General features: G+C 70.1%; 23 protein-coding genes. 13 read left to right on the top strand and 10 right to left on the bottom strand.

The features are described 5' to 3' along the window. Nucleotides 1–109: 109 nt before the first annotated feature. Nucleotides 110–700 (bottom strand): nitroreductase family protein, encoded by a 591-nt coding sequence (locus tag ACFFGE_RS00740; RefSeq protein ID WP_376833315.1) that lies wholly within the window; start codon nt 698–700, stop codon nt 110–112. Nucleotides 701–727: 27 nt separating this feature from the next. Here ACFFGE_RS00740 and ACFFGE_RS00735 point away from each other — a divergent pair, with 27 nt between their 5' ends. From ACFFGE_RS00735 to ACFFGE_RS00725, 3 genes are all read left to right on the top strand, one after another. After that, nucleotides 728–1384, top strand: a complete 657-nt coding sequence (locus ACFFGE_RS00735) for an NUDIX domain-containing protein (protein WP_376833313.1) — start codon at nt 728–730, stop codon at nt 1382–1384. A gap of 23 nt (nt 1385–1407) precedes the next feature. Beyond that, on the top strand, nt 1408–2229 hold the full coding sequence (cysE, locus tag ACFFGE_RS00730; protein ID WP_376833311.1) for a serine O-acetyltransferase: 822 nt from the start codon (nt 1408–1410) through the stop codon (nt 2227–2229). 73 nt (nt 2230–2302) lie between these two features. Beyond that, a complete protein-coding gene (locus tag ACFFGE_RS00725) occupies nt 2303–2515 on the top strand; it encodes a DUF3126 family protein (RefSeq protein ID WP_376833309.1) in 213 nt (70 codons plus the stop codon). A gap of 83 nt (nt 2516–2598) precedes the next feature. Here ACFFGE_RS00725 and ACFFGE_RS00720 read toward each other — a convergent pair whose 3' ends face one another. After that, nucleotides 2599–3075 (bottom strand): hypothetical protein, encoded by a 477-nt coding sequence (locus tag ACFFGE_RS00720; RefSeq protein WP_376833307.1) that lies wholly within the window; start codon nt 3073–3075, stop codon nt 2599–2601. Between the two features lie 100 nt (nt 3076–3175). Here ACFFGE_RS00720 and ACFFGE_RS00715 point away from each other — a divergent pair, with 100 nt between their 5' ends. From ACFFGE_RS00715 to ACFFGE_RS00700, 4 genes are read left to right on the top strand one after another with little or no spacing between them, the layout of a single operon-like run. Beyond that, nucleotides 3176–4045, top strand: a complete 870-nt coding sequence (locus ACFFGE_RS00715) for a 50S ribosomal protein L11 methyltransferase (protein ID WP_376833305.1) — start codon at nt 3176–3178, stop codon at nt 4043–4045. Between the two features lie 2 nt (nt 4046–4047). Further along, nucleotides 4048–5856: an aminopeptidase P family protein gene (locus ACFFGE_RS00710; RefSeq protein WP_376833303.1), complete on the top strand. Its 1809-nt coding sequence runs from the start codon at nt 4048–4050 to the stop codon at nt 5854–5856. After that, nucleotides 5841–6917, top strand: a complete 1077-nt coding sequence (locus tag ACFFGE_RS00705) for a DUF2272 domain-containing protein (RefSeq protein ID WP_376833300.1) — start codon at nt 5841–5843, stop codon at nt 6915–6917. The genes ACFFGE_RS00710 and ACFFGE_RS00705 overlap by 16 nt, the downstream gene beginning before the upstream one ends. After that, nucleotides 6914–7900, top strand: coding sequence for an aldo/keto reductase (locus tag ACFFGE_RS00700; protein ID WP_376833298.1), 987 nt, complete (start codon nt 6914–6916; stop codon nt 7898–7900). The genes ACFFGE_RS00705 and ACFFGE_RS00700 overlap by 4 nt, the downstream gene beginning before the upstream one ends. On the opposite strand, the gene aroC is transcribed toward ACFFGE_RS00700, so the two are convergent. Genes aroC through ACFFGE_RS00680 form a run of 4 tightly spaced genes read right to left on the bottom strand, consistent with a single transcriptional unit; the run spans nt 7897 to nt 10321 of the window. Continuing rightward, nucleotides 7897–8982, bottom strand: coding sequence for a chorismate synthase (aroC, locus tag ACFFGE_RS00695; protein WP_376833296.1), 1086 nt, complete (start codon nt 8980–8982; stop codon nt 7897–7899). The two genes, ACFFGE_RS00700 and aroC, sit on opposite strands and share 4 nt — an antisense overlap. A gap of 1 nt (nt 8983) precedes the next feature. Continuing rightward, on the bottom strand, nt 8984–9361 hold the full coding sequence (locus tag ACFFGE_RS00690) for a type II toxin-antitoxin system VapC family toxin (RefSeq protein WP_376833294.1): 378 nt from the start codon (nt 9359–9361) through the stop codon (nt 8984–8986). Beyond that, nucleotides 9358–9591: a type II toxin-antitoxin system VapB family antitoxin gene (locus ACFFGE_RS00685; RefSeq protein ID WP_376833292.1), complete on the bottom strand. Its 234-nt coding sequence runs from the start codon at nt 9589–9591 to the stop codon at nt 9358–9360. Before ACFFGE_RS00685 ends, ACFFGE_RS00690 begins: the two co-directional genes overlap by 4 nt. Nucleotides 9592–9625: 34 nt before the next feature. Beyond that, a complete protein-coding gene (locus tag ACFFGE_RS00680; protein WP_376833290.1) occupies nt 9626–10321 on the bottom strand; it encodes a DnaJ C-terminal domain-containing protein in 696 nt (231 codons plus the stop codon). A gap of 103 nt (nt 10322–10424) precedes the next feature. On the opposite strand from ACFFGE_RS00680, the gene pdxH reads away from it, so the two are divergent. Beyond that, the gene (pdxH, locus tag ACFFGE_RS00675) at nt 10425–11099 is read left to right on the top strand and encodes a pyridoxamine 5'-phosphate oxidase (RefSeq protein ID WP_376833288.1); all 675 of its coding nucleotides are present in this window, start codon (nt 10425–10427) and stop codon (nt 11097–11099) included. Here the strand turns inward: pdxH and ACFFGE_RS00670 are convergent. Both ACFFGE_RS00670 and udk read right to left on the bottom strand, forming a co-directional pair. Continuing rightward, complete coding sequence (locus tag ACFFGE_RS00670) at nt 11090–11704, bottom strand: TetR/AcrR family transcriptional regulator C-terminal domain-containing protein (RefSeq protein WP_376833287.1); 615 nt, start codon at nt 11702–11704, stop codon at nt 11090–11092. The genes pdxH and ACFFGE_RS00670 overlap by 10 nt on opposite strands. 22 nt (nt 11705–11726) lie before the next feature. Beyond that, nucleotides 11727–12398 carry a uridine kinase gene (gene udk, locus ACFFGE_RS00665; protein WP_376833286.1) on the bottom strand — a complete coding sequence of 224 codons (672 nt, stop codon included), beginning with the start codon at nt 12396–12398 and terminating at the stop codon, nt 11727–11729. Nucleotides 12399–12519: 121 nt separating this feature from the next. On the opposite strand from udk, the gene ACFFGE_RS00660 reads away from it, so the two are divergent. After that, nucleotides 12520–14166: a long-chain-fatty-acid--CoA ligase gene (locus ACFFGE_RS00660; protein ID WP_376833285.1), complete on the top strand. Its 1647-nt coding sequence runs from the start codon at nt 12520–12522 to the stop codon at nt 14164–14166. A 4-nt stretch (nt 14167–14170) separates the two neighbouring features. After that, the gene (locus ACFFGE_RS00655; RefSeq protein WP_376833283.1) at nt 14171–14887 is read left to right on the top strand and encodes a DUF1499 domain-containing protein; all 717 of its coding nucleotides are present in this window, start codon (nt 14171–14173) and stop codon (nt 14885–14887) included. Here the strand turns inward: ACFFGE_RS00655 and ACFFGE_RS00650 are convergent. Beyond that, entirely contained in the window at nt 14863–15774 is a 912-nt protein-coding gene (locus ACFFGE_RS00650; RefSeq protein WP_376833281.1) for an MBL fold metallo-hydrolase, read from the bottom strand. The two genes, ACFFGE_RS00655 and ACFFGE_RS00650, sit on opposite strands and share 25 nt — an antisense overlap. Nucleotides 15775–15838: 64 nt before the next feature. Between ACFFGE_RS00650 and ACFFGE_RS00645 the strand changes: the two genes are divergently transcribed. Then, a complete protein-coding gene (locus ACFFGE_RS00645; protein WP_376833279.1) occupies nt 15839–16009 on the top strand; it encodes a hypothetical protein in 171 nt (56 codons plus the stop codon). Between the two features lie 6 nt (nt 16010–16015). Here ACFFGE_RS00645 and ACFFGE_RS00640 read toward each other — a convergent pair whose 3' ends face one another. After that, nucleotides 16016–16498 (bottom strand): hypothetical protein, encoded by a 483-nt coding sequence (locus ACFFGE_RS00640; protein WP_376833277.1) that lies wholly within the window; start codon nt 16496–16498, stop codon nt 16016–16018. A gap of 291 nt (nt 16499–16789) precedes the next feature. Between ACFFGE_RS00640 and ACFFGE_RS00635 the strand changes: the two genes are divergently transcribed. Then, the gene (locus ACFFGE_RS00635; protein ID WP_376833275.1) at nt 16790–19687 is read left to right on the top strand and encodes a TonB-dependent receptor plug domain-containing protein; all 2898 of its coding nucleotides are present in this window, start codon (nt 16790–16792) and stop codon (nt 19685–19687) included. A gap of 138 nt (nt 19688–19825) precedes the next feature. Further along, a complete protein-coding gene (locus ACFFGE_RS00630) occupies nt 19826–20389 on the top strand; it encodes a hypothetical protein (RefSeq protein ID WP_376833273.1) in 564 nt (187 codons plus the stop codon). Nucleotides 20390–20520: the final 131 nt, after the last annotated feature.

Here is a 20520-nt window from a genome sequence, read left to right as displayed (position 1 = left end):
CGCCGCCGCCGCCGCCCGCGCCGCGTCGGTGATCTCGGCGCCCGCCAGCATCCGGGCGATCTCCTCCCGGCGGCGGGCGTCGTTCATATCCTTGCCGAAGGCGGTGGCGTCAGCGGCGTCGACTCACCTTCGTCGTCAGGTCCGGCCTAGGGCGTTCCAGCGGGGGTTCGGCCAGCGTGCCGATGTGGATGAAGCCGGCGATGCGCTCGCCTTGGCCGACGCCGAACAGGGCGAGCGCGGCGGGGGCGTAGCTGTACCAGTCGGTGATCCAGCTCGCCGCATAGCCGTGGGCGCCGGCGGCGTGCTCCAGGTTCATGCACACGGCGCCGGCGGACAGCTCCTGCTCCCACACCGGGACCTTGTGGCCTTCGACGGGTGTGGAGATCACCAGGATGGTGGCGGGCGGAACGGTCAGCTTGGCCAGGACCGCGCGGGCCTTCTTCGGATCCGGCTGGCCATCCGCCAGCGGCTCCAGCTTCGCGGCCAGTTCGGCGCGGCTCTCGGGCCCCAGCACCACGAAGCGCCAGGGGAACAGCTTGCCGTGGTCCGGCGTGCGGGCGCCGAGCGTCAGGATGGCGTCGATCTCGGCGTCCGTCGGGCCGGGAGCGGCCAGCGCCTGGGCCGGGGCGGAGCGGCGGGTGGCGAGGCGGGTTTGAAGTTCGGGCGAGGGGACGGGAAGCGGCAGGGCGGCGTCGGACATGCGGCTTAGCTAGGCGTCCGGACCCCCATGCGCCATACCGCCCTCATGAGCGCGCGTGACGACGAGATCATTCCCCGCTGGGCCGAGGGCCTGCCGGCGCCCCGAGCCTGGCGGGACGACGGGGCCGAGGCGGTGTTCCAGAACCCGTGGATGCGCCTGACCCGGCATCAGGCGACGGCGCCGACGGGGGCGCCCGCTGACTATGTCGTCATGCGGCCCCGCAACCTGGCGGCCGGGGTGCTGCCACTGCACGACGACGGGACCGTGACCCTGGTGGGCCAGCATCGCTTCGCCACCATGAGCTATTCCTGGGAGATGCCCGAGGGCGGCGTGCCGGAGGGCGAGGACCCCTTGGCGGGCATCCGGCGCGAGCTGGCGGAGGAGGCGGGGCTGGTCGCCGCGCACTGGCTCGAGGTGCTGCGGCTGGACCTGTCGAACTCTATCACCGACGAGCGGGCCGTGTGCTGGCTGGCTTGGGGTCTGAGCACAGCGGAGACGGCGCCGGACCCGACCGAGGACCTGCGGATCGTACGCGTGCCGTTCCTGTCCCTGATCGAGGAGATCGACCGGGGCGCCGTGCGGGACGTCATGACGGTGGCGACGGCGCTGAAGGCCCACCACATGGCGCGGGAGGGGCGGCTGCCCGCCTGGCTTTCCCACACGATGCTGAGCCGGGTAGGATAGGCGCGTCACGCGAGGGAGCCGTCATGGCCAAGCTGGAAGTCATCCCCGGGCGTCGCGGCGTCTGGGCCGAGCTCTACGCCGCCGCCGAGGAGGCGGCGCGCAAGGAGCCGCAGCTGGCCTCGCTGCTGCACGCCACCATCCTGTCGCACCGGGACATGGCGCATGCGCTGAGCTTCCAGATCGCCAGGAAGCTGGGCGACGCCGAGGTGGCCGCGATGAGCGTGCGCGAGACGTGCGAGGCGGCCTTCGCGGCGGACCCGGCGATCGTGGCCGCGGCCGAGGCCGACCTTCAGGCCGTGGCCGAGCGCGATCCGGCGATCAAGACGCTGATCCAGCCGTTCCTCTACTTCAAGGGCTTCCAGGCGCTGCAGGCGCATCGGGTGGCCCACTGGCTGTGGAGGCAGGGGCGCGAGACGCTGGCCTTCCATTTCCAGAGCCGCATGTCCGAGCTGTTCCAGGTCGACATCCATCCGGCGGCGTCGGTGGGCGCGGGCGTGTTCCTGGACCACGGCACGGGCATCGTCATCGGCGAGACGGCGGTGGTCGGCGACGAGGTTTCGATGCTGCACGGGGTGACCCTGGGCGGCACGGGCGCCGAGCGCGGCGACCGTCATCCGAAGATCGGCCGGGGCGTGCTGCTGGGCGCCGGGGCCAAGGTGCTGGGCAACATCCAGATCGGCGACTACGCCAAGGTGGCCTCGGGCTCTGTGGTGCTGAAGCCGGTGCCGGCCGGCTGCACGGTGGCGGGCGTGCCCGCCCGGCTGGTCAACTGCCCGACCGACGCGACGCCCGCGCGCACGATGGACCACACGCTGGCGGACGTCGTCTACGACTTCGTGATCTGATCGGGTCGTCGAGGGTTTATCCGGCGGGCCCGAGCGACTAGGGTCCGCGCCAGTCCAGGAGCCGAGAGACCTCGTGAAAGACACCGACATCAAGCGCATCGAGAGCCACCTGAAGCGGACCTTCAACAGCGGGGGCATCCAGGTGAAGGCGCGGCCGAAGCAGACCGACTCGGCCGAGGTCTATGTCGACGACGAGTTCATCGGCGTGGTCTATGTCGATGAGGACGAGGACGGCTCGTTCATGTTCCAGATGGCGATCCTGGGCGAGGACCTGCCGCCCGCCTGACGCCGCGTGGATCAGTTCGCGAAACGAAAACGCCGACCGGGGTTCCCGGTCGGCGTCGTCGTTTCAGGCGTGTGAGATGGTGATCAGCGCTGACCGAAGATCATGTCGCCGAGCTTGGCGAAGAAGCCCTTCTTCTCGGCCGCCTTGGCGACGGCGGGCTTCGGCGCGGCGGCGGCGGGCGCGGTAGCCGGGCTCGCGGCGGCGGCCGGGGCGGCGGCGGGCGCAGGGGCGGGCTTCGGCGCGGCCGGCTTCTTGGCGGGGGCGGTCTTGGGGGCGGCGGCCGTCTTCTTGGGCGCCGCCTTCACGGCCGGCTTGGCCGCGGGCTTGGCGGCGGCCTTGACCGCAGGCTTGGCGGCCGCCTTGGGCGCGGCCTTGGCGACCGGCGCCTTCGCCGCGGCGGGCTTGGCGGCGGGCTTCACGGCCGGCTTGGCCGCCGTCGTCTTGGGCTTGGCGGCCGCCGCCTTCGGCGCGGCGGCCTTGGCCGCCGGCTTCGCGGCGGTGGTTTTCGCAGCGGTCGCCTTGGACGCGGCGGGCTTGGACGTAGTAGGTGATTTGGCCATGAACTCCCCGACCCCTTTGTCGATCAGAGCGCGTCCGCCATCCCCTGCGCGGAGCGTGCTCGCTGTTGCATCGATTCGGCATGATAACGGCGTTTAGGAAATGTCCGAGTCCGCCGTTCAAATAATCGCACGCGGCCCGCGCGCCGTCGCCGAGAGCGCCGCCGCGGCCCTGGACGCCGACCCCCTGCTGGAGGGCGCGACCTATTCCATCCTGGAGGAGGACGAGGATCGCGGCGTCTGGCGCATCGACGCCTTTCCGACGACCTCGGACGAAGCCGACGGCGTCGCGGCGACGCTGAGGCGCCACGACGGACTGGTCGTGACGGTCGAGGATCTGGCCGACGCCGACTGGCTGGCCATGTCGCTGTCGGGTCTGCCGCCGGTGCGGGCTGGACGTTTCTTCGTCTATGGCGCGCACGATCAGGGCCGGGTGCCGGTCAACACCGTGAACCTGAGGATCGACGCGGGCGCCGCCTTCGGCACCGGGCACCACGGCACGACCGTCGGGTGCCTGGCCGCCTTCGACGAGCTGTTGAAGCGCGAGCGGTTCGAGCGGGTGCTGGACGTCGGCGCCGGCACCGGCGTGCTGGCCATCGCGGCGGCGCGCACCGGCAGCCCGGTGGCGATCGGCACCGACATCGACGCGCCGTCGGTTCGGATCGCGCGGGAGAACGCCAAGCTGAACCAGGCCGACGTCCACTTCGTCCACGCCTCGGGTTTGAATGACCGGCAGGTGCGGCGGCACGGCCCCTATGACCTGGTGTTCGCCAACATCCTGGCGCCGCCGCTCGTGGCCCTGTCGCAGGACATCAAGGGCGCGCTGCGGCTGGGCGGGGTCGCGATCCTGTCCGGCCTGCTGCGCACCCAGGAACGGCGCGTCAGCGCCGCCTATCTGTCGCGCGGCTTCCGGCTGGAGCGACGCATTCACCGCGACGCCTGGAGCTGTCTGGTGATGAGACGCGTGGGGTGAATATGCGCCAGTCCTTTCAAGAGACGACCTCGCCCTCGTTCGGCGAGACGCACCTGCCGCTGGTGCGCGCCCGCATGGCCGAGCAGGGTCTGGACGGGTTCGTGGTCCCGCATGAGGACGAGCACCAGAACGAGTATCTGCCCGAGGCCAACGAGCGGCTGGCCTGGCTGACGGGCTTCAGCGGCTCGGCCGGCGCCGCGGTGGTGATGCAGGACCGGGCCGCCGTCTTCGCCGACGGCCGCTACACGGTGCAGGTCCGGGCCCAGGTCGATCCGGCGCAGTTCGAGATCCTCGACCTCGTCGAGGGCGGCGTGCCCGCCTATCTGGAGCGCGCGCCGAAGGGGGCGGTGATCGGCTATGACCCGCGCCTGCACAGCCCCGACGCCCTGGCGCGGTTGGAGCGGTCGGCGGCGAAGGCCGGCGCCTCGCTGAAGCCGGTCGAGGTGAACCCGCTGGACCAGGCCTGGGCGGATCGGCCCGCGCAGCCCACCGCGCCCGTCGTGCCGCATGAGGATCGCTACGCGGGCGAGAGCGCGGCGTCGAAGCGTACACGTATCGGACAGGCGACGGCCGAGGCAGGCGCAGATATCGCGCTGCTGACCGCGCCGTCCTCGATCGCCTGGCTGTTCAACATCCGGGGCGGCGACGTCATCCGCACGCCTCTGCCGCTGGCGCAGGCGCTGCTGGACGCGGACGGCACGGCGCGGCTGTTCCTGGACCCTCGGAAGGTCACGAACGAACTGCCGGGCTGGCTGGGCGACGACGTCTCCCTGGAGGCGCCCGAGGCGCTGGAGGGCGCGCTGGACGGCCTGTCGGGCCGCAAGGTGCTGATCGATCCGGGCGTGTCGTCGGCCTGGTACTTCGACCGGCTGCAGGCTGCGGGCGCCACGGTCGTGCGCGGAACCGATCCCTGCACCCTGCCGCGCTCGACCAAGAACGCGGTCGAGATCGAGGGGGCTCGCCAGGCCCACATCCGCGACGGCGCGGCGCTCGCCCGGTTCCTGCACTGGGTCGATACGGTGGCGCAGACGACCCTGCCGGACGAGCGCGAGATCGCCCAGGCGCTGGAGCGATTCCGCGAGGAGACCGGGGCGCTCAAGGACCTCAGCTTCGACACCATCGCCGGCGCCGGGCCGAACGGCGCCCTGCCGCACTACAAGCCCGTCGAGCGGACGATCCGGCGGATCGAAAAGGGCTCGCTGCTGCTGGTGGACGGCGGCGGCCAGTATCTGGACGGCACCACCGACGTGACCCGGACGATGGCGGTCGGCGAGCCGAGCGCGGACCAGCGGCGCATGTTCACCCTGGTGCTCAAGGGTCATATCGCCATGGCGGTGGTGCGCTTCCCGCCCGGCACGACGGGGCATCAGTTGGACGCGCTCGCGCGCCTGCCGCTGTGGATGCAGGGCTTCGACTACGACCACGGCACCGGCCACGGCGTCGGCAGCTATCTGGGGGTCCACGAGGGGCCGCAGCGGATCGCCAAGGCGGTGAACACCCAGGCGCTCCTGCCGGGCATGATCCTGTCGAACGAGCCCGGCTACTATCGCGAAGGCCATTGGGGCATCCGCATCGAGACGCTGCAGGTCGTCACCCCGGCCGAGCCGATCCCCGGCGGCGAGCGGCCGATGCATGGGTTCGAGCAGCTGACGCTGGCCCCGCTGGACCGGCGTCTGATCGACGTCAACCTGTTGACGGCCGACGAGCGCGCCTATGTCGACGCCTATCACGCGGAGGTTCTGGCCAAGGTCGGCCCCCTGTTGGACGACGAGGTCGGCGACTGGCTGGAGGCGCAATGCGCGCCGCTGTGACGACCGGTGCGCTCGTCGCGGCGCTGAGCGTGCTCGGCGCGGCGTCCTCGACCGCCCAGTCCACCGCAGCGCGCCTGTCGCCGGACGTGTTCGACGTCATCCCGCCCGAGACGCGGGTCGCTGGGCCGCCTGGTGGGATGCGGGTGGTCGAGGCTCGCTGCCGCCCGGGTCGGGTCGACTGGGCCCGGCGGCGCATCGTCGACATCGCCGTGCAGGAATGGGCGGTCTTCGGCTTTCAGACCATCGACGCCACCGCCGTTCAGACGCGGGTTCTGCCGGAAGGCGTGGTGGGCGACGCCGCCAACCCGGAACTTCCGCGCCCGCGTCAGGCGCGACCGCTGATGCGCGTGGGACGGTGGGAGAGCGACCGGCGGGTCGCGGCGACGATCGGCGGCTACTGGAGCGCGACGCCGGACGGCCCGCGCGTGATTTCTCGCCAGAACGATCAGTGGCGAGACGGCGAGGGCGAGATCAACTGGGTCCAGCCCTGGTCGGCCGCCTTCGTCAGCTGGGTCATGTGCGAGGCGGGGCTGGATCGGCCGGAGGTGTTCCAGCGGGACATCTCGCACCGGGTCTATATCGACCAGGCGATCCGTGCGCGGGACGGACAGGCGCCCGAGGCCGCCTATGTGGCCCACGACCTGGGCGAGGCGGAGATCGTCCCCGGCGACATGCTGTGCAACGCGCGTGGCTCGGTGCGTTACCGGACGCTGGCGGACAGGCGGGGGGAGCTGGGCGAATACGCGCCGACCCACTGCGACATCGTCGTGTCCGTGGGCGCGGACCGGCTGGCGGTCGTCGGCGGCAATGTCGTCAACGGCGTCAGCCTGACGCTGCTGCCGCTGGTGCGGGACCAGGGCGGCCATCCCCGGCCCGTGGCCGAACAGGACCTGGCGGGCGCGCGGACGATCTTCGCCCATCTGAGCCTCAGGGCGCCGGCCATCGAGGGCGTCGCCATCGAGGCCTCGCCGACGGTCCGCGCCTTGAACGCCCAGGTCCCCGAGCCCACCTCGCTGGAGCCGCGAGAGGGCGGCGAGGACGAGGACGGAGACGCGCGATGAAGACCCGCAAACTGGGGGCGAACGGTCCCGAGGTCTCAGCCATCGGCCTGGGCTGCATGGGCATGAGCGCCTTCTATGGCGCGACCGACGAGGCGCAGAACCGTCAGACGCTGGACCGGGCGCTGGAGCTGGGGATCACCTTCTTCGACACCGCCGAGATGTACGGACCGCACCTGAACGAGGAGCTGTTGGGCCGGGCCTTCGCCGGGCGCCGGGACAAGGTGTTCCTGGCCACCAAGTTCGGGATCAACTGGAACGAGGACCGCACCGCCCTGAAGGTGGACGGCAGCCCGGCCAACGTACGGCGCGCCATCGAGGGCAGCCTGAAGCGGCTGAACACCGACCACGTCGATCTCTACTACCTGCACCGGGTCGATCCGGACACGCCGATCGAGGAGACGGTCGGCGCGATGGCGCGGCTGGTTCAGGAGGGCAAGGTCCGGTTCCTCGGCCTGTCGGAAGCCGCGCCCGAGACGCTGCGCCGCGCTCATGCCACGCATCCGATCACCGCGCTGCAGACCGAGTACTCGCTCTGGAGCCGCGATCCGGAGGACGAGCATTTCGCCGTCTGCCGCGAGCTCGGCGTCGGCTTCGTGCCCTACAGCCCGCTCGGACGCGGCTTCCTGTCGGGCGAGATCCGCTCGATCGACGACCTGGCCGAGGACGACTTCCGCCGTTCGAACCCGCGCTTCCAGGGCGAGAACTTCCAGAAGAACCTGGACCTGGTCGAGGCGGTGAAGGGCGTCGCGGCCGACAAGGGCGTGACGGCGGCGCAGCTGGCGCTCGCCTGGGTGCTGGCGCAAGGCGAGGACCTGGTTCCGATCCCCGGCACCCGCCGCGTGAAAACGCTGGAGGAGAACGCCGCCGCGGTCGACCTGGAGCTGACGCCCGAGGACCTTCGGCGGATCGAGGCGGTGTTCCCCAGGGACGCGGCGCAGGGGCATCGCTACACCCCGGCGGGCATGGCGGCGCTGAACCGCTAACCCACCTGGGCCCGGTGCCTCAGGAAGGCGTCGGCGAGGACGCAGGCGGCCGTCGCCTCGACCACCGGAACGCCGCGCAGGGCGACGCAGGGGTCGTGGCGGCCCTTGGTGCGCAGGTCGACCTCATTGCCGTCGCGGTCCACGCTGCGGCGGGGCGTCAGGATCGATGAGGTCGGCTTGAAGGCGACCCGCGCGGTGATCGGCTGGCCGGTGGATATGCCGCCCAGCACGCCGCCCGCCTTGTTCGACAGGAAGACCGGGCGTCCGTCGTCGCCCATGCGCATCTCGTCGGCGTTCTCCTCGCCGGTGAGGGCGGCGGCCTCGAAGCCCGCGCCGATCTCCACGCCCTTCACGGCGTTGATGGACATGAGGGCGGCGCCCAGTTCGGCGTCCAGCTTGCCATAGAGCGGGGCGCCCCAGCCGGCGGGGACGCCGTCGATCTCCAGCGCCACGATCGCGCCGACCGAAGAGCCGGCCTTGCGCACGCCGTCGAGATAGGCCTCCCACGCGGGCACGGAGTCGGCCGAGGCGGCGAACAGAGCGTTATCGTAGACGACGTCGAAATCGATCGCCGCCTGGTCCAGCCTGTGCGGCCCCAGCTGGGTCACGCCGGCGCGGATGCGCACGGCCTCGCCCAACACCTTGCGCGCCACCGCGCCGGCGGCGACGCGGCTGGCGGTCTCCCGCGCCGAGGACCGGCCGCCGCCGCGATAGTCGCGGACGCCGTACTTGGCTTGGTAGGCGTAGTCCGCATGGCCGGGGCGAAAGGCGCGGGCGATCTCGCCATAGTCCTTGGAGCGCTGGTCCTCGTTCTCGATCAGGATCGAGATGGGGGCGCCGGTGGTGACCGGGCCGTCGCCGTCGTCGAACACCCCGGACAGGATGCGGGCCGTGTCGCTCTCCTTCCTCTGGGTGACGAAGCGGCTGCCGCCGGGCTTCCGGCGATCCAGCCAGGGCTGCAGGTCCGCTTCGGTCAGCGGGATGCCCGGCGGGCACCCGTCGACGACGCAGCCGATCGCCGGCCCATGGCTCTCGCCCCAGGTCGTCACGCGAAACAGGTGGCCGAAGGTGTTGTGCGACATGTCAGTGATGCAGGGTCGCGGCGCGATCGAACCGACGCGCCGCTTCGTTCAGGCGGCGATCGCGGGTCCATAGCTTCAGGCCGGCGGACAGGACCACGCTCGTCAGCAAATGCGCGTCGACCCAGCTCAGACCGAGGCCGAACAGTCGCCTGCTCTCGATCAACTGGGTGACCTCCTCATCCCGAGCCAGGTCGGCCCAATGTAGTTCGCCGAGATACTCCAGCGTCTGCCGACGTTCAGGGAGATTGCCCATCCGAAGTTCACCAAGAACGAAGGCATGCATGTGGATGCGCTCGTCCGCCAGCATTTGCGCCATCAGCGGACTAGGCGATCTGAAGTGGTCCGCCCAAACGGATGTGTCCGCCAGAATAGCGATCACTCTTCCTCGACGCTCCAGTGGCGCTTGCGCGGGCCGGGTTCGAAATCCGGCATGGTTCCGCCCAGCGCCGCCAGGCGGCGAGCCGCCTCACCGGCGATGTAATCCTTCAGGGCGAAGCGAATGATCGCGGCCGGCTCGTCCAGCCCGCTATAGTGCGCCGCGCGCGCCAGCAGCTCGTCGTCGATGGTGATGGTGGTGCGCATCGGCTCGGCTCGCATCAGAAACTGCATCACTGATACGCTTCTTGATGCGGCCCAGCAAGGCTCAGGCCGCGAGGCGCTCGGAGGTCCAGACCCGATGGAAGCGAGCGAGCAGATCCTCCGCGGCGCTGGGCGCGCCGGCCTCGGGCTCCAGCCGCACGTACAGGCGCCCGGCGGGCCGTGATCCGCGCGCGGGCAGGCCCAGGCCGCGCAGGCACAGCCGGACCGGCTCCTTGAGGCCCCGCGCGACCCAGGCGTCGCGGACGCCTGCGTGGGTCTCGATCTCGATGCGTCCGCCTTCCTCCAGCACGCGGGGCGGGCAGGGGGCGCTCATGTAGACGTCGTCGCCGACCACAGTCAGGCCGTCGCCGGACCGGATCACGGCGGGCAGATACAGGTCCTCTCCGCTCGGCCCGGCGCCCCGGAGGCGGATGCTGTCCCCGGTGCGTACGCCGGGGGGCGCCAGGATGCGGACCCGTCGTCCGTCCGGCAGACGGGTCTCGATCACGCCGCCCGACAGGGCCTGGCGGGGGGTGAGCCCGAGCGTGGGCGGCTTCGGCGCCGGCGCCTTCGGTCCCGACAGGACCAGCGGCGGGGCGTCGGTGAGCAGAAGGTCGCGAGCGACGATCGCGGCGCGCAGGGCGGCGTCGTCGCCGAGCAGCACCGCCGCCTTGGCCGCCTTGCGGAAGGCCGGACCGATCGCGTCGCGACCGGCGGCGTCGACGAGCCCGAGCCGGGCGCGCGCATCCTTGAGGGTCATCGAGCCGTCCATGGCGCCTACGAACGCCGATCATGGTCAAGGCCGGGTTAACCGCGACCACCAGTCTCTCGCGCGCAGGACGCGACGGCGGTAAGGACGGCGCATGAGCGCCCCTGTCATCCCGCCCAGCCCGACGCGTGAGGAGTATGCGCGCGACTACGCCGCCGCCCTGGCCCGGAACGGCGACGAGGCCATCTTCGAACGCGCGGACCCCATCGGCCTGTTCGTGGAATGGCTGGCCGAGGCGAGGGCGCACGAGATCAACGACTCCAACGCCATGGCGCTGGCCACCGTGGACGAGGACGGTCTGCCGGACTGCCGCATGGTCCTGCTGAAGGACGTCGATGCGCGGGGCTTCACCTTCTACTCGAACCGCGAGAGCGCCAAGGGTGAGCAGATCCGCCTAAGCCCGCGGGCGGCCCTGTTGTTTCACTGGAAATCCCTGCGCCGTCAGGTGCGGGTGCGAGGTCCTCTGAACGAGGTCTCCGCCGCCGAGGCCGACGCCTACTTCGCCAGCCGCGCGCGTGAGAGCCGCATCGGCGCCTGGGCCTCGGACCAGTCCCGCCCGCTCGACAGCCGCGAGACGCTGGAGGCCGCCGTGGCGCGCGAGGCGGCGCGCTTCGAGGGGACCGAGCCGCCGCGTCCGCCCCACTGGATCGGCTGGCGGCTGGAGCCGATGCGGATCGAGTTCTGGCGCGACCGTCCGTTCCGGCTGCATGACCGGCTGCGGTTCGATCGGGCCGGGGACGGTTGGGCCAGACGTCGGCTCTATCCCTGACCGGCGGCGTACCGGGCGAGGAAGGTCTCGACGGCGTCTTCCGCTATGACCTCAAGCGTGCGCTCGGGCCGCACCTCGTCGCCGGTGACGAGGGGGACGAAGATGATCGGGTGCTCGATCATGCCCATGAGCTGGCCGGCGGCCCACGCGGGCTTGGCGACCTTCAGCTCGCCCGACGCCGTCAGCTGAGCCAGCACCTGCATCAGCGCGAAGCCGAAGTCCTTGCGGCCTTTTTCGAAGAACCGGCGCGACAGAGGCTCGAAGCGGCGCCGCTCGGCCATGACCAGCCGAAACACGGCGCGGACGTAGGGGTCGGCCATGAACGCCGCATAGGTGTAGGCGAACGCCGTCAGCTGTTCCCGCGCCGAGCCCGGTGGGATCTGGACGCGCCCCATCCGCTGCAGGAAGTCTTCCGAGGCGTGCTCGACCACGGCCTGAAACAGCTCGTCCTTGCCCGGGTAGAGGCCGTAGAGGGTCGCGGTCGAGACCTGCGCCTCGCGCGCGATCGGCTCCATACCTGTGTTCGCGAACCCCTTGGCCAGGAAGTGTCGCCGGGCGGTCGTGAGGATGTCCTCACGACGGGTGTCTTCGGTCTTGGTCAGCATTCCCCGCTCCCGGAGGGAAATGTCAGGCGCCTTCGGGCGTCGCGCAAGCGTCGCCGCGGAACGGCGCGAACAGCGGGTGGGCCAGGACAGGGGCCAGAAGCCGCTTCACCGCGTCGGGATCGGCCAGACGCACGGCCGCGGTCGCGTCCGCCACGATGAAGTCGGCCACGGCGCGGGACGGTTCCGTGAAGCGCTCGTGCCCGGGCCGCACGGTCTTCAGATACTGGTCGATGACCGACTGGGCGGTCCGGCCGCGTTCGCTCTGGTCGCGCAGGAGCCGTCGGATGAAGCGGATGTCGGCCGGGGTGTCGACGAACACCTTCAGGTCGAACAGGGCGGCGACCTCCGGCGTGGCGAGGCAGTGGGTCCCCTCCAGAACCACCACGTCCGAGGTCGGCACGGCGTTGCCCGGCAGGGTTCGCCGGTGTGTGACGAAGTCATAGTCGGGCGCCTCGACCGGCCGACCCGCCTTCAGGACGGCCAGATGCTCCGCCATCAGGCGGTGGTCGCGGGCCGCCACGTCGTCGAAGTCGAACGCCGTCGGGTCGAAGTCCGGGAGCCCGCCCGCGTCGAGATAGTACCAGTCCTCGCGCACCAGGGTGGCCCGGCCGGGCGGCAGGGCGGCGATCAGGGCCTCGGCGAGGGTGCTCTTGCCGGAGCCGGAGCCGCCGGTGATGGCGATGAGACGGGGCATGGGCCCCCTTAGCCGCCCGCGCCGATGCGGCAAAGGCGCCGGGCCGCGTTCCGTTGCTTATCGCTGTTCACCTCGGTAGCTTGGGCGAAACGGCCTTCAGAGCCCAACCTCGAGGAACGCCATGCTGGGATTGATGCAGGACTGGCCGCTGACGGTCGACAGGATACTGGACCACGCGAAGAACTGGCACCCGGATCGGGAGGTGGTGACCCGGTCCGTCGAGGGGCCGATCGTCCGGACCAGCTACGCCGACATCCACGGCCGCGCCAAGCGGGTGTCGAAGGTGCTGAAGGGCTGGGACGTGAAGGTCGGCGACCGCGTCGCCACCCTGGCCTGGAACACCGGCCGTCACATCGAGGCCTGGTACGGCATCATGGGCATCGGGGCGGTCTGCCACACCCTGAACCCGCGCCTGTTTCCGGAACAGCTGATCTACATCATCAACCACGCCGAAGACCGGATCATCTTCGTCGACCTGACCTTCGTGCCGCTGCTGGAGGCGATCCTGCACCACTGTCCGACGGTGGAGCGGGTCGTGGTCATGACCGACGAGCTGACCATGCCGGCGACCAAGCTGCCGAAGGCCGAGTGCTACGAGCAGCTGCTGTCCGAGGTCGACGAGGACGTCGTGTGGGGCGGCTTCGACGAACTGACCGCCTGCGGCCTCTGCTACACCTCGGGCACGACCGGCAATCCGAAGGGTGTGCTCTACTCGCACCGCTCGAACTTCATCCACACCCTGCTGGGCCTGCAGACCACCGTCCTCGGCGCCACGCCGAAGGAAACGATCCTGCCGGTGGTGCCGATGTTCCACGCCAACGCCTGGGGCATCGCCTTCGGTGGACCCGCGGCCGGCTCCAAGCTGGTCATGCCGGGCGCCAAGATGGACGGGGAGTCCATCTATGAGCTGCTCGAGACGGAGGGCGTGACCTTCTCCGCCGCCGTGCCGACCGTGTGGCAGGGCCTGCTGGCGCACGTCCGCGAGAAGGGGCTGACGTTCTCCACCCTGAAGCGCGTGCTGATCGGCGGCTCGGCGGTGCCGGAAAGCCTGATCCGCGCCTTCAACGACCACTTCGGCATCGAGGTGGTTCAGGGCTGGGGCATGACCGAGACCAGCCCGATCGGCACCCTGTCCAACCTGACGCCCGAGCTGCTCAAGCTGCCCTACGACGAGCAGATGAAGTGGCGGGTCAAGCAGGGCGTGCCGCCGTTGGGCGTCGAGCTGAAGCTCAAGAACTACGCCGGCCAAGAGATGCCGCACGACGGGACGACCTACGGCCGGCTGATGGTGCGCGGGCCGACGATCGCCGGGGCCTACTTCAAGGGCGAGGGCGGCGACATCCTCGATCACGAAGGCTTCTTCGACACCGGCGACGTGGCCACGATCGACGAGCACGGCTTCATGCAGATCACCGACCGCGCCAAGGACGTGATCAAGTCCGGCGGCGAGTGGATCAGCTCGATCGAGATCGAGAACATCGCGGTCGGCCACCCGAAGGTCGAACTGGCCGCCGTCATCGGGGCGGCGCACCCCAAGTGGGACGAGCGCCCTGTGCTGATCGTCAAGCTGAAGCCGGGCGAGAGCCAGGACAAGCAGGAGCACCTGGACTTCCTGCAGGGCAAGATCGCCAAGTGGTGGATGCCCGACGACGTGGTGTTCGTGGACGACATTCCGCTGGGCGCGACCGGCAAGATCGACAAGAAGCTGCTGCGCGAGCGGATGAAGGACTACCGCCTGCCCACCGCCGACGCGCCTCAGCCGGCCTGATCCGGTGACGGGGGTCAAGGCGCGCGAGCAGGCCATCGCCGGACGCGCCTGGCTGTGCGCGGGCGTCGCGGCCCTGGGACCGGTCGCGGCCTTCCTGCTGATGGTTGGGTCCCAGGCGGGGGTGATCGACCGCCGCCTGGCGTTTCAGGAACTGGTCCTGCCTTGGGGCGTCTGGCTGGCTCTGGCGGCGGTGGCGGCGGCGCTGTTCGCGGGCCTCTTCGCGCTGAGGGCGCCGCGTGCGGCGTGGCTTCCGGCGGTTATCGCCCTTGTCCTGGCGGCGGGCTCCGCCGGCGGTTTCGGCTGGGCGCGACAGGCCTTCGCGGAGCAGGGTGCGCTGGACGTCACCACCAATCCGGCGGACCGGCCCGGCTTCTCCCGCGCCATCCTGGACCGCCGCGCGGCGGCGGGCGGCGTCGATCCGGGGACGCTGCCGCAGGCGGGCGCCGCCTGCGATCTCGGCGGGTCCGTGCCCACACAGGTCGCGCCCGAAACTGCGGCCTGGGCCCTGCGGCAGGCGGGCTTCGAGGTTCTCGGCTTCGGCGTCGGCCGGGCGGACGGGGTCAAGCAGGACCGCGCCTTCGGCTTCGGCCATGACGCCGTGGTGCGCATCCGGCCGGGACAGACCGACGTGCGGGTCGTCGCGCGGGAGGCGTGGCGGGACGGCGGGGCCGCCTGCCGGCTGGCGAGGAAGATCGTTCAGGGCCTGACGGCGAGCGAATAGGCCGCGTCGAGCGTCGGGGCGGGCAGGGCGGTCACGCGCCCTTCGCGCGCCAGCTTGATCAGATGCGCCAACACCGAGAGGCTCGCGGCGGGCCAAAGCCGCCGGTCGACCTCGGAGTACAGCCTCGCCAAGATATCCAGGATGCGTTCGGCTCCGCCCTCCAGCGCCGCAAGGATCTGCGCCTCGCGTTCCAGGCGGTGCGTGCGGTACGCCGCCAGGAACGGCGCCACATCTTCGATCGGCGCGCCATGCGCGGGATAAAGCCGCGCGTAATCACCCGCGATCGCCCGATCCAGGCTTCGCATGTAATCGGCCATATCGCCGTCGGGCGGCGCCACGACCGTCGTTGACCAGCCCATCACGTGATCGCCGCAGATCAGGGCGTTCTCCTCCTCCAGCGCGAAGCAGAGATGGTTCGAGGCGTGCCCCGGCGTCGCCACGACCGCCAGCGTCCAGCCGTCCCCGACGACGCGGTCGTGGTCCGTCAGCACCTGATCCGGCCGGAAGCCCTGGACGTCGCCCTCGTCTCCGCCGGACGCATGGGTCTCGACCGGTGGCGCGGGGGCGGCGAGGATGGGCGCTCCGACGCGGGCGGCGAGGGACGCGGCCAGCGGCGCATGGTCCCGGTGGGTGTGGGTCAGGAGGATGTGGCTGACCGGACGTCCGCCGATCGCCGCCAGCAGGGCGTTCAGGTGCCGATCGTCGTCAGGGCCGGGATCGACGACCGCGACCGCGCCGCTCTCCCTACCCACCAGATAGGTGTTGGTGCCGGTGAAGGTGAACGGCCCGGGATTTTCGCACACCACCCGCTCCAGACGCGGCGACAGGCGGGCGGGCGGCCCGTAGGCGAACTCGAAGCTGCGGACATAGGGGATCGCGACCGGCATGGGCTGAGGAAGCCCGGCCCCGGCCTTGCGTCAACCCTTCGGCAACCATCGCCGGAGTCCCGAAGTGAGCCGTTCCACCGCCCTCGTCCTCACCGCGGACCTGTCGCTCGGCCTTTCGCGGCGCCTGATGACAGTGACGACCGCCGTCTTGATGCTCATGGCCGGGCAGCTGGTCGTGGCCTCCTGCACCCCGGAGCCCGCGCCATACGCGGCGCGCACAACCATTGTTCGCTGAGGCGCGTCACCAGCGGCGGACACGAACGGCCCGGCTGCCGCCGATGGTCATGAGGTAGCTGCCGAGGGCTCCCCGACGGACCCGCACGGGCTCGCCATTGCGATTCGAGAAGGACACTCGGTCGCTGTCCAACTGACGCCACTGGCTGCCGTCCGACAGGATGAAGTTCCATTTGCCGTCTGATGTCCTGACCGCCCGGTCCAGTTCGGCCTCCAGCGCCTGGAGCGGCTCGGTGTCCGAACCGAACAGCTGGCCCAACTGAATGTCCGGAAAGCCGAAAAGGCTTCGGCGCGAGGCCTCCAGCCCGGCGCGATCGATGACCCGGATCTCGCCTTGCCTCTGCGCCGCCTCCAGCGCCGTCGCGGCCTGATCGTAGCAGGCCAGCCGCTCGGCCTCATTCACGACGGATCGGCACCGCAGCACCGGCTCGAGGCCGGTCTCAGGCTGTTGAACGGCCGAGGCCGCGAGCACGATTGTCAACATCAGCATCGAAGACTCCTGACGCTTATCGGGACGGGAAATCAAGCGCGCCGTCTGGCGCATGGCCGCTGTGTGGCGACAAGGTGACAGTTTCGTAAGGAAAGGCGTCAAGATCCTACGCGGTGCTGGCTCTCGCGGCTACGAAGTGTCTAGCTTCAGAGTCGGACCGACCCGAGGTCTAGTACCTCACAAGAGCACGCCATACCGGCGGGCTGTTACATCTTGCGGAGCTAAATCGTGAAGCACATCAGACGACAAAGACTTCTTGGGACAACGATGATCGCCGGTTGCGTGAGTCTGATGGCCGTGACCGCCGTGGCGGCGCAGGATCCGGTCACCGAGGTGGAAGAGATCGTCGTCACCGGCTCGCGGATCGCCCAGGCCAATCTCACCTCGACCAGCCCGATCACTCAGGTCAGCGCCGAGGATATCGACTCCACCGGCGTGACCCGCGTCGAGGACCTCGTCACCCAACTGCCGCAGGCGTTCGCGGCCCAGAACTCCACCGTGTCGAACGGGGCCTCGGGCACCGCCACCGTCAGCCTGCGCAACCTCGGCTCGTCGCGCACCCTGGTCCTGATCGATGGTCGCCGCATGGGCTACGGCTCGCCGAACGACGATGCGGCCGACCTGAACCAGATCCCGGAGCAGCTGGTCGAGCGGGTGGAGGTGCTGACCGGCGGCGCCTCGGCCGTCTATGGGTCGGACGCGCTGGCCGGCGTCGTCAACTTCATCATGAAGCGGGACTTCGAAGGCCTGCAGCTGGACGCCCAGTACGGCTTCTATCAGCACAACAACGACTATGACGGCGTCGGCAATCTCCGCAACGAGATCGAGCGCCGCGCGCAAACCAACCCCGCGCAGTTCGTTCTGCCCGACGACAATGTCGTCGATGGCGAAAGCCGCTCGATCAACGCCATCGTCGGCGTGTCGAGTGCGGACGGCCGCGGCAACATCACCGCCTATGCGGGCTATCGCAACAACAATCCCATCCTGCAGGGCAACCGCGACTACTCGGCCTGTGCGCTCGGCGCTCCCGCGGCCGCTCGCCCCGACACCTTCAGCTGCGGCGGCTCGGGCACGTCCTTCCCGGGTCAGTTCACGGACTTCGTCAACTTCGCCTATACGATCGACCAGACGACGGGCGACTTCGTCAACTATAACGGCAACGTCAACGCCTACAACTTCGGCCCGCTGAACTACTACCAGCGTCCGGATGAGCGTTACACCTTCGGCGCGTTCGCGCGGTACGAGTTGAACGACCGTACCGAGGTCTTCGCCGACCTCATGTTCATGGACTACCGCTCGGTCGCCCAGATCGCGCCCTCCGGCAACTTCTTCAGCACTAGCGAGCTGAACTGCGACAACCCGCTTCTGTCGGGTCAACAGTCGGCGGCCATCGGCTGCTCGGCGGCCGACATCGCCGCCGGCACTTCGGTGCCCCTGTTCATCGGACGCCGCAACGTCGAAGGCGGTGGCCGTCAGGACGACCTGAACTACGAAACCTATCGCGGGGTCGTCGGGATCCGGGGCGACATCTCGGACAACTGGAACTACGAGGTCGCCGCTCAGTACTCGCGTGTGAACCTCGCCCGTGTCTACAACAACGACTTCTCGGTGACGCGTCTGGGCCGCGCGCTCGACGTGGTGGACGTCAACGGCACTCCGACCTGCCGGTCGGTCGTCGACGGCACCGACCCGAACTGCGTTCCCTACGACATCTTCTCGGTCGGCGGGGTGACGCCGGAGGCGCTGGACTATCTGCAGATCCCGCTCGTCCAGACCGGTGAGACCACTCAGCAGCTCATCACGGGCGTCGTCACCGGCGACCTCGGCGTGACCTTGCCGGCCGCCTCGCGCACCATCCAGGTCGCCTTCGGCGCCGAATACCGTCGCGACTTCCTGGGTTCGGTCACCGACAACGCCTTCGCCACCGGCGACGGCGCCGGCCAGGGCGGCCCGACGATCGGGTTCGAAGGCTCCACGAGCGTGATCGACGCCTTCGGCGAGATCCAGATCCCGCTGGCCGACAACCAGCCCTGGGCCTACTCCGCCTCGCTGGACGCCGCCTACCGTCACTCCAAGTACGAAGGCGACCTGTCCAGCGACACCTACAAGGTCGGGCTGGATTACGCCCCGGTTCAGGACATGCGTTTCCGGGCCAGCTTCTCGCGGGCCGTTCGGGCGCCGAACGTGATCGAACTGTTCACCGCCCAGGGCTTCAACCTGTTCGACGCCGACGCCGATCCCTGCGGCGACGTCAGCGGCACCTCGGTTCAGCAAGCCAGCCTGGCGCAGTGCGTCGCCACGGGCGTGCCGGCCGCGCTCTACGGCACCGCGGGTCTGAACAGCCCCGCCGGGCAGTATAACTTCCTGCAAGGCGGCAACCCGGACCTGGAGCCGGAAGAGTCCGACACGTACACTGTAGGCGCCGTGTTCGAGCCCTCCTTCCTGCCGGGCTTCAACCTGTCGATCGACTACTTCGACATCGCGGTGGACGGCCTGATCTCGACGATCGGGTCGCTCAACACCCTGAGCCTCTGCTATGAGCAGAACGACCAGGCGGCGTGCGACCGGATCAACCGTAACGCCAACGGTCAGCTCTGGGTCGGCGACGGCTTCGTCGAGGACCTGAACATCAACATCGGCGGTCTGGAAACCTCCGGCTTCGACTTCAACGCCAACTACGGCTTCGATCTCGACCGGTTCGGCGCGGGCGGTCGTATGCAGCTGAGCTTCGTCGGCACCCTGCTGGACGAACTGGTCACCGACACCGGCGCCGGGGCTCCGAACTCCATCTATGATTGCGCCGGCTTCTACGGCAACCAGTGCGGCGTTCCGAACCCGGAATGGCGCCACGTGGGTCGCGCGACCTGGATCACGCCGTGGGATCTCGATCTGTCGGTCGCCTGGAGGCACTACGGCGAAACCGAGATCGCGGTCCTCGGCGCGGACGGTTCGCTGAACAACGGCGGGACCCGGATCGACCGCTTCTTCGACTCGTATGACTACTTCGACCTCGCCGCCAACTGGCAGGTGAAGGACAACCTGCGTGTTCGCGCGGGCGTCAACAACGTCCTCGACAGCGATCCGCCGCTCTCCTACAGCGTCGGCACCACCGGGAACGGCAACACCTACCCGCAGCTGTACGATGCGCGCGGGCGGTACTTCTTCTTCGGCCTGACCGCCGACTTCTAAGCGGTCTTGGATCGATGAGATGGGGCGGCGGGGCTTCGGCTCCGCCGCCTTTTCTTTGCCTCGGGCTCAACCCATGAAGGGCGCGCGCGTTAAGCTGAGCCGTCGCCCGACGAACCGACCCTCGAGACCGGAGGCCCCATGCCCTTCCTGACCACCGCCCTGATCGTCGCCGCCCTGTCGGGCCAGGATCCCGACGGACCGATCGTCACCGGAGGATCGGAACGGGCCGGTGAAACCGGCGAGGCGCTGAGGGTGCGCGAGGCGCTGGCCTATGCGACGCCGCTGCCGCGGGGCGCGCCGGAAGCGGACTATCCGCTGGTGGCCTGGTGCGAGGCGCTGGTGAACGGCCATGTGGCGGTGGGCGAGAGCCTGACCAATGTCGATCCGCTGGACGACGAGATCGTTCGGCTGGGCAAGCTGGAGGCGCGGGACTTCCGCTCGGCGCTGGACGCCGGCCGCGCGCGCCAGACGCCCTCGACCCTCGCCGCCGCAGACGCCGCCGCCGCCGAGGCGCGCGGCCTGTGGGCCGAGGTCCTGGCCAATGACGACGAGGCGGTCCGCAGCCAGACCTTCGGCCTGTTCTTCGGCCTGCCCGGACGCTGCGAGCACGCCGCCCGCCGGGTGCGTGAGAACATCACCACCCCGCCCGCCACGCTGGACGAGGCGGGGCTGGACGAGACCGGCGCGCCGATGGCGGATTAAGCCCATTCCTCCCCCTCGCAGAGGGGGAGGGGGTCCGCCGAAGGCGGTGGAGGGGGCGACCCCGGACACCGGCGTTTGAACTCGCCCCTTCCACCATGCTGCGCATGGTCCCCCTCCCCCGCAGGGCGGGG

Source organism: Brevundimonas balnearis, from assembly GCF_042434805.1.
Lineage (GTDB): Bacteria > Pseudomonadota > Alphaproteobacteria > Caulobacterales > Caulobacteraceae > Brevundimonas > Brevundimonas balnearis.
The sequence above is the reverse complement of the archived record's forward strand: the minus strand, read 5'-3'. Positions and strand labels throughout refer to the sequence as shown.

Bases quoted from the DNA above. Each gene is read 5' to 3' on its own strand.
- ACFFGE_RS00715 (WP_376833305.1), top strand. From the start codon at position 3,176: ATGTCCGAGTCCGCCGTTCAAATAATCGCACGCGGCCCGCGCGCCGTC.
- ACFFGE_RS00680 (WP_376833290.1), bottom strand. From the start codon at position 10,321: ATGACCCTCAAGGATGCGCGCGCCCGGCTCGGGCTCGTCGACGCCGCC.
- ACFFGE_RS00705 (WP_376833300.1), top strand. From the start codon at position 5,841: ATGCGCGCCGCTGTGACGACCGGTGCGCTCGTCGCGGCGCTGAGCGTG.
- ACFFGE_RS00700 (WP_376833298.1), top strand. From the start codon at position 6,914: ATGAAGACCCGCAAACTGGGGGCGAACGGTCCCGAGGTCTCAGCCATC.
- aroC (WP_376833296.1), bottom strand. From the start codon at position 8,982: ATGTCGCACAACACCTTCGGCCACCTGTTTCGCGTGACGACCTGGGGC.
- ACFFGE_RS00720 (WP_376833307.1), bottom strand. From the start codon at position 3,075: ATGGCCAAATCACCTACTACGTCCAAGCCCGCCGCGTCCAAGGCGACC.
- ACFFGE_RS00660 (WP_376833285.1), top strand. From the start codon at position 12,520: ATGCTGGGATTGATGCAGGACTGGCCGCTGACGGTCGACAGGATACTG.
- ACFFGE_RS00740 (WP_376833315.1), bottom strand. From the start codon at position 700: ATGTCCGACGCCGCCCTGCCGCTTCCCGTCCCCTCGCCCGAACTTCAA.
- ACFFGE_RS00735 (WP_376833313.1), top strand. From the start codon at position 728: ATGCGCCATACCGCCCTCATGAGCGCGCGTGACGACGAGATCATTCCC.
- ACFFGE_RS00650 (WP_376833281.1), bottom strand. From the start codon at position 15,774: ATGCCGGTCGCGATCCCCTATGTCCGCAGCTTCGAGTTCGCCTACGGG.
- ACFFGE_RS00670 (WP_376833287.1), bottom strand. From the start codon at position 11,704: ATGCTGACCAAGACCGAAGACACCCGTCGTGAGGACATCCTCACGACC.
- cysE (WP_376833311.1), top strand. From the start codon at position 1,408: ATGGCCAAGCTGGAAGTCATCCCCGGGCGTCGCGGCGTCTGGGCCGAG.
- ACFFGE_RS00635 (WP_376833275.1), top strand. From the start codon at position 16,790: ATGGCCGTGACCGCCGTGGCGGCGCAGGATCCGGTCACCGAGGTGGAA.
- udk (WP_376833286.1), bottom strand. From the start codon at position 12,398: ATGCCCCGTCTCATCGCCATCACCGGCGGCTCCGGCTCCGGCAAGAGC.
- ACFFGE_RS00640 (WP_376833277.1), bottom strand. From the start codon at position 16,498: ATGCTGATGTTGACAATCGTGCTCGCGGCCTCGGCCGTTCAACAGCCT.
- ACFFGE_RS00710 (WP_376833303.1), top strand. From the start codon at position 4,048: ATGCGCCAGTCCTTTCAAGAGACGACCTCGCCCTCGTTCGGCGAGACG.
- ACFFGE_RS00630 (WP_376833273.1), top strand. From the start codon at position 19,826: ATGCCCTTCCTGACCACCGCCCTGATCGTCGCCGCCCTGTCGGGCCAG.
- pdxH (WP_376833288.1), top strand. From the start codon at position 10,425: ATGAGCGCCCCTGTCATCCCGCCCAGCCCGACGCGTGAGGAGTATGCG.
- ACFFGE_RS00685 (WP_376833292.1), bottom strand. From the start codon at position 9,591: ATGCAGTTTCTGATGCGAGCCGAGCCGATGCGCACCACCATCACCATC.